We start from the raw sequence: 15,157 nt of genomic DNA on the forward strand, positions 1-15,157 counted from the left end.
TATCTACCTCCCGTCAGCTTTTTTTACAGCCAACTCAAAACCTTTATCAAAGCATTCTCTATTTTTAGGATTATTTTTTCCTTTATCTAAGAAAAATTTATCTATACCATTTGCAAAAGTATCTTTATCAAACATACTAGTAGCTGATGCTAATGCACCTAACATTACTATATTAGCACCTTTTATATTTTCACTACTTTCAGCTATTTCAGTGGCTAAAACTTCAATAACCTTTACATCATTACGAAACTTATAATTCTTAACTATAGATTTATTCGAAATTACCACTCCTCCAGGTTTCAATTTATTTTCAAACTTATTCAAAGAAGGTTCATTCATGGCAACAAGTATATCTATCTTATTTATAAATGGACTTGATATTTCATCATCACTAATTTTCACGTTACAATTTGCTGTTCCTCCACGCATCTCAGAACCATATGATGGAATCCAAGTTACATTTTTTTTATTATTCATAGCAATATTCGCTAGTATAAGACCACTAGTTAATACTCCTTGACCTCCAAAACCTGAAAAAATAACATTAGCCATTTTATTTACCTCCCCTCTTAACATATTCGCCGGTTGGATAAATATCCAATACCTCACTTTTTATACGTTCTAACGAGTCAATAGGAGTTAATCCCCAGTTTGTAGGACATGGAGAAATTACTTCAACAAACGAATATCCTTCTCCACTTATTTGAGTTTCAAATGCACTGCGTATATATTTTTTAGTCTTGCTTATCTCAGAAGGATTTATAACAGATCCTCTAGCAAGATATGCAACATCTAAGTTTTTCATAAGATTTATAACATTAACTGGTTTTCCTGTAACACCTACATCTCTTCCCTTTGGGGAAGTAGTAGTTTTTTGACGATCTAAAGTTGTAGGTGCCATTTGTCCACCAGTCATTCCAAATACTCCATTATTCACAAATATAACTGTTATATTCTCATTTCGTATAGCAGCATACATAGTCTCAGAAAATCCTATTGCAAGTGCATCTCCATCTCCTTGATAAGTAAACACTGGCTTATTAGGTCTACATCTCTTTATACCTGAAGCAACTGCAGCTGCACGACCATGTTGAGCTTGAATCCAATCTACTCCGAAGGTATCTATCATTAAACAAGCACAGCCAACAGCTACAGCTCCTATTGCATCCTTTTCTAAATTCATTTCTTCTAAAACTTCTGCCACTAATCTATTTATTATCCCATGGCCGCATCCTGGACAAAACTTATTATCCTCAACAAGTATTTCTGGCTTTTTCTTTAACATATCTAAATAGACACCTCCATTTCTCCATCAGCTAATATTTTCTCTACTCTTTCAACTATATCTTCAGCAAGAGGAACACTACCGCCAGCAAGATAACTATGAACTGGCAGTTTCATTTTACATGCAATTTTAACATCTTCTACCATTTGCCCAAGAGCTGATAACTCTACACATAGTAGCGCTTTTTTCTCTTCTATATTTTTAAATGCTTTAATTGGATAAGGATACAAAGATATAGGTCTAATTAATCCAAGCTTTATTCCTTTATTCCTAGCAATCTTAACAGCTTCACGGCATACTCTTGCAGATATACCATAAGCAACTAATACTATCTCGGCATCTTCAAATTCTAATTCATCCCACATTTGTTCTCTAGCTTCTATTTGATCATATTTATTCTTAATGTAATTATCATAATCTTGATCGTAATACATTATTGAAGTCACTTTACGGAATTCGTCATTCCCTTTCCCTTTTAATGACCAATCAAATTTATCTGGATCATGCTCTTCAAGTTCTCTAAATTCAACTGGTTCCATCATTTGGCCTATAGATGCATCTGATAAGACTATTACTGGATTTTTATATTCTTCCGCTTTATTATATGCAAGGTGTATTAAGTCAGCTGATTCTTGTACTGATGCTGGTGCATATACTAAACATCTATAGTCACTATGTCCTCCATTTTTTACAGTTTGCCAATAATCTCCTTGTCCTTGATATATATCTCCAAGTCCACTTCCATATCTCATTACATTTATAAATACACATGGTAATTCAGCAGAAGCTACGTATGATATGCCTTCTTGAAGTAAACTAAATCCGGGACCAGAAGAACTAGTTAAAACTCTAAAGCCTGCAGCAGCTCCACCATAAACCATAGATACACCTGCTATTTCAGATTCTGTTTGAACAAAAGTTCCTCCAACTTGTGGCATTCTCCAAGATAAATACTCAAGTATCTCACTTTGTGGAGTGATTGGATACCCTGCGAAAAAGCGACATCCAGCTCTAACAGCAGCTTCTGCCATCGCATCATTACCTTTCATAAATATCCTCTTCATAATCACACCTCCACTATTTCAAATACATATTCTGGACACATAACATAGCATGAACCACATTTTACACACTTCTCTTCATCTACTTTAATGGTTTGATAACCTTTAGAATTCATGTAACTTGATAAGCTAATTGCATCTTTTGGGCATATATTTATACAATAGTGGCAGCTTTTACAGCTTTCTTTATGAAGTATTAACTTTTCCATAACATATTCCCCCATTTTCATGAACTTTTATAATATTATTTGAATATTTAATTTTCAAGTAATAACGTATACAATTTAGTATTAATTAATTTATTTTTATAAGAAAAATCTTTTCTTTCATATGAAATTATATTAATTCCAGTGTTTATTTATGAATAAAATTCAAAATTAAAATTGTATACAATTTTATGTAATAGATAATAAAATTATTTAAAAAGAGAATTCTTTTAAATCAAAGAATTCTCCAAAAAATTATTTAATCAACTTTATTTATATGTTTTTTTCTACACTTTTAATAAATGCCAACATATCTTTTTCTAATTCTTTATCTATCATTGACTCAGGTGCACTATCTAATATTTGTCTTACCTTTTTATTTGCTTGTGATACTATATCAGGTGATCCAAATTTAACCCAAGTTTCATAGCCTTCCCAATCTGACACAGTTGGTCTCCATGGTTTTCTACAATTCTTAATAGTACTACGATGAGTCAAGAAAGATTGGCTAAAGTCAACATCCATTATAGCTTTTATACTAAAATCACTTTCGTTCATATCGACACCCTTGAGTATACGTTTTACACGGCCCACCATTTCATCATCAAGAACAGTCTTTTCTAAAGACATAGACATTAAATTATCTAGTGTTCCAACATTTTCAAGTCCGACATGTACACCTGCTAAAGCCCCTAATAGATAGCTTTGCATAGTCTCAAATCCAGCTTGATAATCTATAGTTTTAGCAGCTGATCCACCCATAATTCCTCTTATAGGCATCTTATATAGTTCTTTAAGCATTTGTATTCCAGCTGCAGTTGCCAAAGCTGTTTCTGGAGCTCCGCTTTCCCAAGTTGCTCTTTGCATATTTCCATAAATATTTGTAATAGTAGGTACAACAGGAATTCCTGGGCGTAATATTTGTGATAATACCAAACCAGCAAGCATCTCTGCATTTGCTAATAATGTAACTCCCCAAATACTCATTGGAGCTGTAATTCCAGCCATTGGAGCTGATGTTATTTGTATAGGTTGGTTCCATTTAGCATATTCCATTATAGCTTCACATGCAAACTGAGAATAAAACAAAGGGCTATTAGGACATATACACTGCCATGTTACATAGTTACCTTCTAAAAATCCTTTTTTTCCAAATCCAATTTCAAGAAGCTGCATAATTTCATTTATTTGCTTACCTGAAGTTACCTCCGATGGTGATATCCACATTTTATCAGTATTTTTTGCCAGTTCAAGAGTACAATATAATGCTGAAACTCGTTTATCAATATCTGAAACACCTATATGTGAACTTCCTACTATATCTATATTATCTAGCGCTTGGTGAAGTTTTGTAAGATTAGCGTAGTCTTTAAGAGTTCCATCTCTACGTGTACCATCATAATCTAACATAAACACTTCTCCACCTGAAGGTTGAACTAAATGTTCTTCACCTATTATCTTAGAGTTTGATTCATTTATAGATGTAAGCTTAAATTTACTTGGAGTTTTTTCTATAGCATCTTCAATTGCATTTCTTGTAAAATATACTGCATTCCCTTCAACTTTAAATCCATTTTTCTTAAATATTTCAAGTACTTCTTCTGCTTCAAAAGCACAACCTTTTTCTTCTAATATTTTTATACTTTGATCATGTATTTCTTCTAATTTTTCTCTTGGTAATACCTTATATGCATTATTAAAACACATTAAAGCTTCCCCCCTAAATATTGAATATTTGATTTTTTGATTTTAAATAGCATCGTATACGATTTAATTATATATTCATTTGTTTATATCAAAAAAATATTTTCTTAATTGAAATTATATTAATTTTATTGTTTATTTATGAATAAAATTTCAAATCAAAATCGTATACAATTCCATGTGATAGATTATTTTTATTTAATCTTCAATTCAATTTTTTAAAAATTTCCTATATTCTATCATTCACTATATCCTCAAATCCAATCTATAAATAAAAATTTTAATTATAGATAAAAAAAGCTCTGGATCTCAAAGAGTTTCCAGAGCTCGATCTAGCATTATTATGTTTGAAATTTATAAAATCATTCTATTTTTATAAACTCTAAGTTTTAAAATAGCTACAAAATCTCCCATATCTTAATAATATAAATTATACTAAGTCTTTTATCATCTCGGGTGGAATACGTGAATCCTATTCTTCAAATCAACAATCTTTCTATGAATTACTATACTCTAGAAATAGAACTTGTTGGTCCATCGGGTTGCGGTAAATCCACAATAATGAACATATTATCTAGTCTTATAACTCCTACATTATAAATGGTAAGATAGGATATATGTTTCAAAGAGACCATCTGCTTGAATGGAGAACTATAATTGATAATATAAAAATCGGACTAGAAATACAAAAAAAAATTAAACGACGAAGCTTTACAGAAGATAGAAAAACTTCTTAAGCTTTACATTATGAAAAAAGCTTGATGTAACAACTACTCTAGTTAATACACAGCTTATTTAAAATCAGTTAATTCTAAATAATATTCTACCCAACATCCGTACTTGTACTATTTGTGATGATTTGGGAATCTGAATACAACTAATGATAAGAAAGTGAAGCTTTTCATATTATAAGAGAAGGGCAGATCGAGGGTATAAATCGATATGCCCTTGTTGAAATTAAATTTATAAATAAGTTATTTGGTTTAGCCTATAAAATAAAATCGAAAAAAAATTGCTCTAGTATTTAATATTTTTTGCACCAAAACAATATTTTTTTATTAGTCTTTTTATTATAAGAATTAAAGATTTGTAATTTTAAAAAGAAAACAAATCTTTTTTAGGGAATAATCCATATAGGCCACCGGTATGGATAAATAATATGTTATTATTCTTCTTGAAATTTCCTTTTTTGATTTCGTTTACTAATCCGTACATTGCTTTTCCAGTATAAACAGGGTCTAAGATAACCCCCTCTAATTTAGCTACTTCATGAATGAATTCTATCTCCTCTGACCTACTTAAAGCATATCCCTTTCCTACATAACCATCTATAATATCGATTTCTTCTTTAGAAAATTGAAAGGTTTCATCTATATAAAAAAGACTTTCATTTATTACTTTCTCAATCTGATTTTTAAAGTATTCTTCATCATTAGATACATTTACACCATATATCTTTGCGCCATAGCCCATAATCTTATTTGCAAGGAATAATCCCCCATAGGTTCCACCTGATCCTACAGCAATCACTACGGCATCGAACTTTGTTCCCATTTCTTTTCCTTGCTGAATAATTTCTTCCATAGCTTTAAAATATCCAAAGGTTCCTATACCATTTGAAGCACCTTCTGGTATAATGTAAGGCTTGTAACCTTCCTTTGATAGTTCTTCCTTTACCGCTTCCATAATTTCCATTCTCTTTTCTCTGTATTCCTCAGGCGTTATAAATCTAATTTTAGCCCCCAATACCTTATCTAAGAAATAGTTCCCCTCTACGTCTTCTTCTCCATTGTTTCTAAGAACTAAACAAGATGATATCCCTAACTTAGCAGCAACGGCAGCAGTAGCCCTCGCATGGTTAGACTGGATTCCACCGCAAGTAATGAGTAAGTCACACCCTTGATTCAATGCTTCCTTTACAGAAAACTCCAGCTTCCTTACCTTATTTCCGGAAATCTCAGTACCAGTTTGATCATCTCTCTTAAGAAATATATTTGGACCGCCTAATTTTTTAGATAATCTTTCTAATTTCTCAATCTTAGTAGGTAGATTCGCAATTCTAATTCTACTAGGGATATTTATCATATTAATCTTCCTTTCGTTTCTTATATTTCCTAATATTATTCAACAATGCTCTCTTTACTGTTGTATAAACCACTACTAACTGACAGCGGGTCTCCAAATGCGTTTTCTTTAACCAACAAATCCTACTATAACATATAATACAAATGCTATAGCAGCTGATACTAGAGCATATGGTATCTGAGTCTTAACATGATCAATATGGTCTGATGCCGATGCCATTGATGCTAAAATCGTAGTGTCTGATATTGGAGAACAATGATCTCCCATAATAGCGCCTGAAATTACCGCTCCAGCACTTGCATATATGTTTGCATCCATAGCTACTGCCATTTGCATTGCTATAGGCATGAGTATTGCAAATGTTCCCCAGCTTGTGCCAGTTGAAAATGCAATTATACAACCAAGAATGAATATTATTGCTGGTCCAAGTGCTCCATTAATCCTTCCTTCAACTATGCTTGCCATATACTTTCCAGTTCCAAGATTTGAAATAGAGTTACCTATAGCAAAAGCAAATATCAATAGCGATGCAACAGGTACCATTCCTCCTACACCTTTATAGAAATAATCCATATATTCGTGTAAATTCATTATCTTCTTAGCTATAAAGTACACTCCACAAAATGCTAGAGATGCAAGTACTGCCCAAAATACAGAAGTCGAGCCTGAACCTTCCATCATATTACCTTCACCAGTAACATACAGTCCAATTGGCATCATTGCAATAAGAACTATTAAAGGCAATATCATATTCATCATATTTGGCGTTACACCTTCTTTTACTGGGACATCTGTTGCATCCGTTGAAACGAGAGGTGTAGCTCCTTCTCTTAGAACCTGACCAGTTGTCATTACTCTTTCTTCAGCCTTTTTCATTGGTCCCCAATCTTTACCTGTCCAAATGTAATAGAATACTGATATTACAGCTATAATCGAATAGAACTGAAATGGAAGGCTTTTTATTAATATTTGTACCGGATTGCCTGAGATAACTCCTGCACTTACTTGAACTCCAAGTATTGCAATAAGTGTTGCTCCCCATCCATTTAAAGGAATAAGTGCGCAAATAGGTGCTGATGTAGAGTCACAGATAAATGCAAGTTTTTCTCTTGAAACCTTATACTTATCTGTTAAAGGACGAGCTACAACTCCAGAAACAAGTATCGTAATTGAAGATTCTATAAATATTACTATGCCAATGATGAATGACAACATCATAGCTCCTCTTTTACTCTTTACAGTTTTAGTTTTTTTAGTTAAATAATCAATAAATCCAGCTACACCCCCAGAAGCTTGAATTAAAGTGATTATTGCACCAACTAAAAATGAGAATATAATAGTTTTTGTTATCCAGCCTTCAGCAAAAACTGCTACAATACCATTCAAAGAATTATTTAATGCACTTAGAGGATGCCAACTAACCATTATTAACTCTGCAGCGAAAATACCCGCAAATAAAGATATAAAAACTTGTTTTGATCTAATTGCTAATAAAATTGCAATTAGTGGTGGCAAAATACTTAGAATACCATACTCCATAAATTTCCCTCCTTATTTATTTAAATCAAGAATATTGTAATATTCACCTCCCTTTTTATTCTTGATTTATTTCTACTCTAAATGTTCATTAACTGCTTTTTCAATTCTTTTAAGTCCTTCTTATAACATATCCCTAGAATAAGCAATATTAATTTTCATATACCCATTACCCTCTTTACCAAACCAACTTCCGCCATCTAAGGCAAACCTTGCTCTATTTATCATGAAATTATTTAGTCTCTCATCATCTAAGCCAAAATCTTTATAGTCTAACTAAACAAGATATGCCCATTCAGGCCTAACAGGCTTCTTTTATAATCTATTCTAGATTTCTATAAAACATGTCGTTTCTAACCCTTTTTAATGAAACTTTATAGAATATCTTTAGAATAAAAACTAAGAGGTGTGATTTCAGGTTATTATCACACCTCTTATAATATTCATTTATTCAATTTAACAACAATCACACACTTTTTCAGATACTTTTGCAATTATATTTTTTTAATATCTGGTTTTTGTGCAAAAAATATTAGATGCTAAATCAATTCCTTAGTCAGTTCCAGATATTTTCGTATTTTATTTTCTATTTTTGGTACATACTGATAAACCCATCTCATTATCGTTGTATGATTAATATTTAATCCTCTTGCATATACTTTGTTATCTATTTTTATATTTTCATATTTCCCGTCTTGAATCTCTTCCTCTGTTATTACTGCATTTATACGTGTTACCGATCTACAGTACCAAAAATCAATGGAAGAAAACGTATACTATATCTGGAAAAGATTTAAGACCTGGAGATTTAGAGTTTTATCAAAAAAATGTAGGTAGACATGTAGGGATTTTTGTTGGAGCAGATGAAAAAGCCTTCTATAGTTGGTACACCAAGATATCTTCCACCATCAAAAATTTAATATTTCAAAATACCATATGTTTCTTTCAAAGATGATAGTTTTGTATGATGGAAAAATAAGTAAAGGGCTGTGTTCTTTACTTATTTTAAAAGGAGGTTGTTAAATGTTCGAATTTAAAAAAATAGAAAATACTAAAAACACTCATTTATTAAAAGACATTAATATATATATACAGAGAATAAAAACTACGGAAAAGGATATAGAAAAAATGAGAGTTATACGTATGTTTTGTAAAAAATATGGAGATAAGCCCATGGCTATTGAATTGATGAAAATATATTTAGTTAAACAGAAAATACAACATCCTATGTTTTCTTATAACTATAATAAGAAAAAAATATTATTTGATAGATAATGGTAATAAATATTTTAGATTCATTAAAAGCAAATTGAGTTTATCCTTAGCTGATCTGAATAACTATCTTTGAAAAGCTTTATGCCTAAACGTTTAAAAATCAAATTCGAAAATGCATTTCTTTCAAATTCTTTAGCGATATCATTATATTAGTTTTTCAATATATGCTACTTTCTACGATTGGGAATGAATCTTCCCTAATATTTTTGCGTCATTAATATCAGCATAGCGAATTTTATACATAAGATATCCCCCTTCACTAACTCATAATAGTTTATATGCTATATAGCATATAAACTATTTATTAGCATTTAATATCTATTGCGAAATTTGTAATAGTTAAATTTCATTATAATATTTAATAGTAAATTTTCACACAAATTACATTGCACACAATATTTGCGATACATTCTATAAATAACTATAAATGTAACTGAACGAAGACTTACTTTATATAAAAATAGTTAATGGTTTAAGTCATAGATAAAAGAGAATACAATTAAAAAACAGCCTGAATCCGATTTAGCTAGAATATAATCTCAAAAATAGAACCTAAAAATTTAGGTTCTATTTACACGAAATAACTTATTGCTTTATATAATTCTTACTTGTCTTCATGAAATACTTTAAATTTCTTATTTAACTTACCTACACCTAAATATCTAGCCTTATAATCATTCAAAAGGTCTATAAACTTAGGCGATAATATAAATAATGCAATTATATTGGCAAATATAGGTAATGCTGTTGTTATATCTGATAATAACCACAGTGTTGCCCCTTCATAACCCCAATAAACAGACATATACACAAATCCTAGTGCTGGTATTGGATATATCCATTTATACAATTTTAAAAACTTATCTTTTAAAGGTCTTTCCCCTAATAAATATCTAAGTACAACTTCTATTTGAACATATATACCTGATGATGTAGTTATACCAAACAAGAAAGTTGCTAATGCTAATACTATTCTAGCAAAAGAACCTAACCCTGATTCAAAAGCACTTAGTGTGAGTGTTGCTCCATCTAAACCTGAACTCCATTGACCTGTTGTTATTATAACTAAAGCGGTTACACTACACACTATAAATGTATCTACAAATACTTCACAAACACCTAACACACCTTGTTTCACAGGATGATCTACTTTTGATGATGCATGTATCATTGGTGCAGAACCCCATCCAGCTTCATTTGAAAATACAGATCTAGACATACCTGTCTTTATAGCTATTGCAAATGTAGCTCCTGTAAATCCACCAAATGCGGCTGTTCCTGTAAATGCATTTTTAAATATCATACTTATAGAAGATGGTAATACTGCTGCATTTTTACCTATTATAAATAATCCAGCTAATATATATAATATACACATTATAGGAACTATATTAGATGCTATTTTCCCAATAGTTTTTAATCCACCACCTATCATAACATATAATAGTAATGTGTAAATCACCCCTACTATCATCATATTTATATTAAAAGTATTCGCTACAGCTTCTGATACAGTATATGTTTGTATATTTATAAATATTGCTATAATAAATCCAAGTGAAAATAATGCTGTTAATATTTTGAAAAATCTATTAAATCCTTTTTGCTTTCCTACGCCTTTTTTCATATAATAAGTAGGACCACCAAAAGTTTCGTCTCCTATACCATTACTTCTATAATGAACAGCCAATGTAATCTCAGCCATTTTTATTGTCATCCCAAATAGACCTGCTATCCACATCCAAAATATAGCTCCTGGACCACCTATAGCTATAGCAGTTGCAACTCCACCTATATTACCTACACCTATAGTAGTCCCTAGTGCCATACTCATAGCTTGATATGGAGATATCATACCCTCTCCATTTTTTTTATCCGATTTTTTAAATAGTTGATTTTTAGTTTCTCTCCAAATAGCTTTCACAAATCTAAATTGGAAAAATCCTGTCTTTACAGTTAAATACAATCCTGTTCCAAGCAATATAAGTACTAGAGGCATTCCCCAAAGATAATTCCAAACTATATTCTCAATTAAAGCTCTTGTCTGCATATAATCCCCCTATTTTTAAAATCTAAGTGATAAACAGCTTAATCCGCCATCAAGCTTTCTATACTCAGAAGTATCAACTTCTATAACCTTATATCCTTTTTCTTCTATTGCTTTTTTAGTTTTTTCATATCCAGCTGGAACTAATACTGTATTATTAACCCATATGCAGTTAGCAGAATAACTTTCATCTTTACTTATAATTATTTTATTAAAATCCTTAAATACATCTTTTTCAATAAACTCGCCTGCTACTAATAAATTATTATTTTCTAAATATGCTAAACCTGTTTTTAAATGTAATACTTCTTCTAATTCAATTACAGAACCCGTATGTCCATGCTTTTCTAACTTCTCTATGAATTGTCTGCATCCTTCTTCATTTGTTCTAGCAGATTTACCTACATAAAAGTGGTTTCCAACCATCATAACATCTCCACCTTCCAAAGTTCCTGGTGCTGTTATGTACTCTATTTTATCTTCTGAGAAAAATTGTTTTATAGTATCTATCATATCCTCTGTTTCTTTATTTCTAGACTCAGCTCCTGGATTACTTATTATTGCACAGTTTTTAGTTATTACTGCAGTATCTTCTACAAAGCATGAATCTGGAAATCTTTCATCTGCATCTAAAACTGTTACATTTACATTACAAGCCTTCAAAGCTTCTACATACTTATCGTGTTGTTTTAATGCTAATTCATAATTTGGTTTTCCTAATTCTGGTGCTGATGTTATGCCCTCTACCATTGATCTTGATGGTCTTTTTACAATTACATTTTTAAACATACTAAATCCTCCTCCAAATTTTTGTTTTATAGTTTGTTTATATAATATATGTTATGCCAAAATAAATATGTTCATATGAAATGATTTGTGGTTCTAAAGCAGACAGCCCCTATTCCTTATACAAAAAACTCTGGACCTCAAAGGTTTCCAGAGTTCTATCTAGCACTAATGTTATCTTAATTATATTAGTGTTTATATATTTTCAAATTCGAAGCTAGTACTATTATTTATCATTTGATTTTTCTACTTCTTCTATTGTTAAACAATATGATTATAAGAATAAAAAAACAAAAACAGCAGAAATGGATATAGATCTAAAAATGTTCTATCTGGTTTTGGAGAAATAAAACTTAGTATACCAAAAGATAGAAATGGCTAATATGAACCAAAAGTAATAAAAAACAATGAAATTGTGTCATTACAAAAGTCATCGCTTTTTTCTATATTTTTAAAATAAAATAATTTCATTATGAATTAGTAAAAAAGTATATATAAATAAATAAATAAATAAATATAATTCTATCTCAAATATTAACATACATTTTTTGATATAATCATTTAATATCAAATAGAAAGAGGGATTTTATGCAATATAGAGAAAAATTAAAAAAAGCGGACAAAATAGTTATTAAGGTAGGTAGTTCTACTCTAACCTACTCCAATGGAAGGTTAAATTTTAATCGATTGGAAAAATTAGCAAGAGTATTAACTGATTTACGTAATCAAGGGAAAAAAGTGATTTTAGTTTCTTCTGGATCTATTGTGGTGGGAAATGAGAAACTAGGATTAACAAAGCGATCAGAAAAATTACCAGAAGTACAAGCTGCTGCTGCTATAGGTCAAGCTGTATTAATGAAAATATATCAGAAATTTTTTGAAGAATATAATCAATTGGTGGCTCAAATTCTTGTAACAAAGGATGTAATGGATAATTCTATTAGAAAGAATAATGCAGAAAATACTTTTAACACTCTTGTAGATATGGGTATCATTCCCATTGTAAATGAGAATGATACTGTCGCAACTGATGAGATTGAATTTGGAGACAATGACACGTTATCAGCAACTGTAGCATCTTTAATAAAGGCAGACATTTTGATTTTATTATCTGATATAGACGGGTTGTATACTAATGATCCAAGAAAAGATTCTTCAGCTAACATAATTTCTATCGTAAATGGAATATCTCGTGAAATAGAAGAAGTAGCTAGTGGTGCTGGTACAACATTTGGAACAGGTGGCATGATAACTAAAATATCGGCTGCAAAAATATGTAATGAATCAGGAGTTGATATGGTGATTGCTAATGGAAAAGATCCTCATATAATATATGATATATTATCTGGCGAAGATTTAGGAACTTTATTTTTAGCTTAGTAAATCTAATTAATAGTTTAAAAGTATAAATATTTGAAATAGTAGGAGGTTTAAAATGGAAAATCTGAAAATCAAAGGGGAAAAGGCTAAAAAATCTAGTTATGTATTGGCAAAATTATCTCCTGATGCTAAAAATAAAGCATTAGAAAATGCTGCTAAATTAATATTAAAAAGACAAGATGAAATAATAAATGCAAATAAAAAAGATCTAATTAATGCTAAAGATAATGGTATTAATGGAGCGTTACTAGATAGATTAATGCTAAATCAAAATAGAATTAAATCTATATCAGAAGGACTTTTACAAATAGCAGCCTTAAATGACCCTACCGGTGAAGTAATCTCTATGAAAAAAATGCAAAATGGATTGATGATAGGTCAGAAAAGGGTTCCAATAGGAGTTATTGGAATAATATACGAAGCTAGGCCTAATGTAACAGTGGATGCTTTTGGACTGTGTTTAAAGAGTGGTAATGCTGTGATTTTAAGGGGTGGCAAAGAAGCTATCAATTCTAATATTGCTATTATAGAGATATTACAAGATGCTTTGTTAGAATCTAATATTCCTAAAGAATCCGTACAGCTTGTAGAGAATACTTCTAGAGAAAGTTCCATAGCTTTAATGAAGCTACACGAATATTTAGATGTACTTATTCCAAGAGGTGGAGCAGCACTTATTCAATCTGTAATAAAAAACAGTACTGTTCCAGTAATCGAAACTGGAGTTGGAAACTGTCATATCTATATAGATGTAAATACTGATATGAATATGGCTACATCAATTGTTAATAATGCTAAAACCTCAAGACCGGGAGTTTGTAATGCGGCAGAGACTCTCTTGGTTCATAAAGACATAGCTGAAGAATTTTTACCACAAATATGCCTAAGTCTTAAGAAAAAAAATGTAGAAATTCGTGGAGATGAAATAGTTAAAAAGATTGTTCCCTATGTAGTACAAGCTTCAGAAAAAGATTGGGCTACGGAATATTTAGATTATATTATAGCTGTTAAGGTTGTAGATTCTATAGATGATGCTATTAATCATATAAATACCTATGGAACAAAGCATTCTGAAGCTATAATAACTAATAATTACCATAATTCCCAACGATTTTTAGAAGAAATTGATGCAGCAGCAGTATATGTAAATGCATCCACAAGATTTACAGATGGATCCGAATTTGGTTTTGGTGCTGAAATAGGAATAAGTACACAAAAATTACATGCTAGAGGTCCTATGGGACTAAAAGAGCTTACTTCAACTAAGTACATAATTTATGGAAATGGTCAGATTAGAGAGTAAGAAATATAACGAATTTAAAAAATTGAAAACATAGCTCCTAATCAGAAAAGATCTAAGCTTCTTCCGCTAATCCCTTCCTACTAACGAAGAATAGCTTAGTTGTATATCATAATCCATATGTAGAAAATATATTGTCTGCTATTAAGGCAATTAAACAAGCCGTTGAGAATGGATCAAACATATATGGTGTAGGTATTTTTTGGTGGCCAACTTTTATGGGGGAAACCATCTAGAAACGAAATATGTTTTAACATTAGATGCAGATACTTTACTCCATAAATTAGCAATTCGAAATATTATTTCAAGAATGTTAACAGCTCCAGATGATGTTTGTGCCATAGCAGGAACAGTGTTAGTTCGTAATGGTCGTAGTAATTTATTGGCAAAAGTTCAAGAATGGGATTACTTCCTAGGAATTGCAAGTATAAAGAGACTTCAGGGATTATTCCAGGGAACATTAGTAGCACAAGGAGCATTTAACTAACGCAG

At 30.9% G+C, this 15,157-nt stretch carries 14 protein-coding genes and 1 pseudogene; 6 read left to right on the forward strand and 9 right to left on the reverse strand.

Going from position 1 to position 15,157, the window contains the following annotated elements:
* Positions 1 to 3: 3 nt before the first annotated feature.
* The 5 genes from M2214_RS09625 to M2214_RS09645 all read right to left on the reverse strand — a co-directional run bounded on the left by M2214_RS09625 (position 4) and on the right by M2214_RS09645 (position 4,259).
* Positions 4 to 552, reverse strand: a complete 549-nt coding sequence (locus tag M2214_RS09625) for a 2-oxoacid:acceptor oxidoreductase family protein (RefSeq protein WP_248476762.1) — start codon at positions 550 to 552, stop codon at positions 4 to 6.
* A 1-nt stretch (position 553) separates the two neighbouring features.
* Positions 554 to 1,285, reverse strand: a complete 732-nt coding sequence (locus M2214_RS09630) for a thiamine pyrophosphate-dependent enzyme (RefSeq protein ID WP_248476764.1) — start codon at positions 1,283 to 1,285, stop codon at positions 554 to 556.
* A gap of 2 nt (positions 1,286 to 1,287) precedes the next feature.
* Complete coding sequence (vorB, locus tag M2214_RS09635; RefSeq protein WP_248476773.1) at positions 1,288 to 2,349, reverse strand: 3-methyl-2-oxobutanoate dehydrogenase subunit VorB; 1,062 nt, start codon at positions 2,347 to 2,349, stop codon at positions 1,288 to 1,290.
* 2 nt (positions 2,350 to 2,351) lie between these two features.
* The gene (locus tag M2214_RS09640) at positions 2,352 to 2,555 is read right to left on the reverse strand and encodes a 4Fe-4S binding protein (RefSeq protein ID WP_248476781.1); all 204 of its coding nucleotides are present in this window, start codon (positions 2,553 to 2,555) and stop codon (positions 2,352 to 2,354) included.
* Between the two features lie 270 nt (positions 2,556 to 2,825).
* The gene (locus M2214_RS09645; RefSeq protein ID WP_248476783.1) at positions 2,826 to 4,259 is read right to left on the reverse strand and encodes a trimethylamine methyltransferase family protein; all 1,434 of its coding nucleotides are present in this window, start codon (positions 4,257 to 4,259) and stop codon (positions 2,826 to 2,828) included.
* A gap of 462 nt (positions 4,260 to 4,721) precedes the next feature.
* On the opposite strand from M2214_RS09645, the gene M2214_RS09650 reads away from it, so the two are divergent.
* A complete protein-coding gene (locus tag M2214_RS09650; protein ID WP_248476785.1) occupies positions 4,722 to 4,856 on the forward strand; it encodes an ATP-binding cassette domain-containing protein in 135 nt (44 codons plus the stop codon).
* 495 nt (positions 4,857 to 5,351) lie between these two features.
* On the opposite strand, the gene M2214_RS09655 is transcribed toward M2214_RS09650, so the two are convergent.
* Together M2214_RS09655 and M2214_RS09660 are read right to left on the reverse strand one after the other, a co-directional pair.
* A complete protein-coding gene (locus tag M2214_RS09655) occupies positions 5,352 to 6,341 on the reverse strand; it encodes a D-cysteine desulfhydrase family protein (RefSeq protein WP_248476793.1) in 990 nt (329 codons plus the stop codon).
* Between the two features lie 108 nt (positions 6,342 to 6,449).
* Positions 6,450 to 7,880 carry a Na+/H+ antiporter NhaC family protein gene (locus M2214_RS09660; protein WP_248476795.1) on the reverse strand — a complete coding sequence of 477 codons (1,431 nt, stop codon included), beginning with the start codon at positions 7,878 to 7,880 and terminating at the stop codon, positions 6,450 to 6,452.
* Between the two features lie 1,020 nt (positions 7,881 to 8,900).
* On the opposite strand from M2214_RS09660, the gene M2214_RS09665 reads away from it, so the two are divergent.
* On the forward strand, positions 8,901 to 9,152 hold the full coding sequence (locus tag M2214_RS09665; RefSeq protein WP_248476797.1) for a hypothetical protein: 252 nt from the start codon (positions 8,901 to 8,903) through the stop codon (positions 9,150 to 9,152).
* Between the two features lie 604 nt (positions 9,153 to 9,756).
* Here M2214_RS09665 and M2214_RS09670 read toward each other — a convergent pair.
* Together M2214_RS09670 and M2214_RS09675 are read right to left on the reverse strand one after the other, a co-directional pair.
* Entirely contained in the window at positions 9,757 to 11,202 is a 1,446-nt protein-coding gene (locus M2214_RS09670) for an alanine/glycine:cation symporter family protein (protein ID WP_248476799.1), read from the reverse strand.
* 15 nt (positions 11,203 to 11,217) lie between these two features.
* Positions 11,218 to 11,988 (reverse strand): dimethylarginine dimethylaminohydrolase family protein, encoded by a 771-nt coding sequence (locus M2214_RS09675; protein WP_248476801.1) that lies wholly within the window; start codon positions 11,986 to 11,988, stop codon positions 11,218 to 11,220.
* A 263-nt stretch (positions 11,989 to 12,251) separates the two neighbouring features.
* On the opposite strand from M2214_RS09675, the pseudogene M2214_RS18480 reads away from it, so the two are divergent.
* The 4 genes and pseudogenes from M2214_RS18480 to M2214_RS09695 all read left to right on the forward strand — a co-directional run.
* Positions 12,252 to 12,364, forward strand: a pseudogene (locus M2214_RS18480) (transposase); the annotation flags it as partial.
* A 209-nt stretch (positions 12,365 to 12,573) separates the two neighbouring features.
* The gene (gene proB / locus M2214_RS09685) at positions 12,574 to 13,365 is read left to right on the forward strand and encodes a glutamate 5-kinase (RefSeq protein WP_248476803.1); all 792 of its coding nucleotides are present in this window, start codon (positions 12,574 to 12,576) and stop codon (positions 13,363 to 13,365) included.
* 55 nt (positions 13,366 to 13,420) lie between these two features.
* On the forward strand, positions 13,421 to 14,668 hold the full coding sequence (locus tag M2214_RS09690; protein ID WP_248476805.1) for a glutamate-5-semialdehyde dehydrogenase: 1,248 nt from the start codon (positions 13,421 to 13,423) through the stop codon (positions 14,666 to 14,668).
* A gap of 199 nt (positions 14,669 to 14,867) precedes the next feature.
* On the forward strand, positions 14,868 to 15,152 hold the full coding sequence (locus M2214_RS09695; RefSeq protein WP_248476807.1) for a glycosyltransferase family protein: 285 nt from the start codon (positions 14,868 to 14,870) through the stop codon (positions 15,150 to 15,152).
* Positions 15,153 to 15,157 lie beyond the last annotated feature (5 nt).

The organism is Tepidibacter aestuarii (assembly GCF_934924865.1).
Classification (GTDB): Bacteria; Bacillota; Clostridia; order Peptostreptococcales; family Peptostreptococcaceae; genus Tepidibacter_A; species Tepidibacter_A aestuarii.

Coding starts and splice junctions, on each gene's coding strand:
- M2214_RS09690 (WP_248476805.1), top strand. CDS start 13,421: ATGGAAAATCTGAAAATCAAAGGGGAAAAGGCTAAAAAATCTAGTTAT.
- M2214_RS09640 (WP_248476781.1), bottom strand. CDS start 2,555: ATGGAAAAGTTAATACTTCATAAAGAAAGCTGTAAAAGCTGCCACTAT.
- M2214_RS09660 (WP_248476795.1), bottom strand. CDS start 7,880: ATGGAGTATGGTATTCTAAGTATTTTGCCACCACTAATTGCAATTTTA.
- vorB (WP_248476773.1), bottom strand. CDS start 2,349: ATGAAGAGGATATTTATGAAAGGTAATGATGCGATGGCAGAAGCTGCT.
- proB (WP_248476803.1), top strand. CDS start 12,574: ATGCAATATAGAGAAAAATTAAAAAAAGCGGACAAAATAGTTATTAAG.
- M2214_RS09675 (WP_248476801.1), bottom strand. CDS start 11,988: ATGTTTAAAAATGTAATTGTAAAAAGACCATCAAGATCAATGGTAGAG.
- M2214_RS09670 (WP_248476799.1), bottom strand. CDS start 11,202: ATGCAGACAAGAGCTTTAATTGAGAATATAGTTTGGAATTATCTTTGG.
- M2214_RS09655 (WP_248476793.1), bottom strand. CDS start 6,341: ATGATAAATATCCCTAGTAGAATTAGAATTGCGAATCTACCTACTAAG.
- M2214_RS09630 (WP_248476764.1), bottom strand. CDS start 1,285: ATGTTAAAGAAAAAGCCAGAAATACTTGTTGAGGATAATAAGTTTTGT.
- M2214_RS09645 (WP_248476783.1), bottom strand. CDS start 4,259: ATGTGTTTTAATAATGCATATAAGGTATTACCAAGAGAAAAATTAGAA.
- M2214_RS09625 (WP_248476762.1), bottom strand. CDS start 552: ATGGCTAATGTTATTTTTTCAGGTTTTGGAGGTCAAGGAGTATTAACT.
- M2214_RS09665 (WP_248476797.1), top strand. CDS start 8,901: ATGTTCGAATTTAAAAAAATAGAAAATACTAAAAACACTCATTTATTA.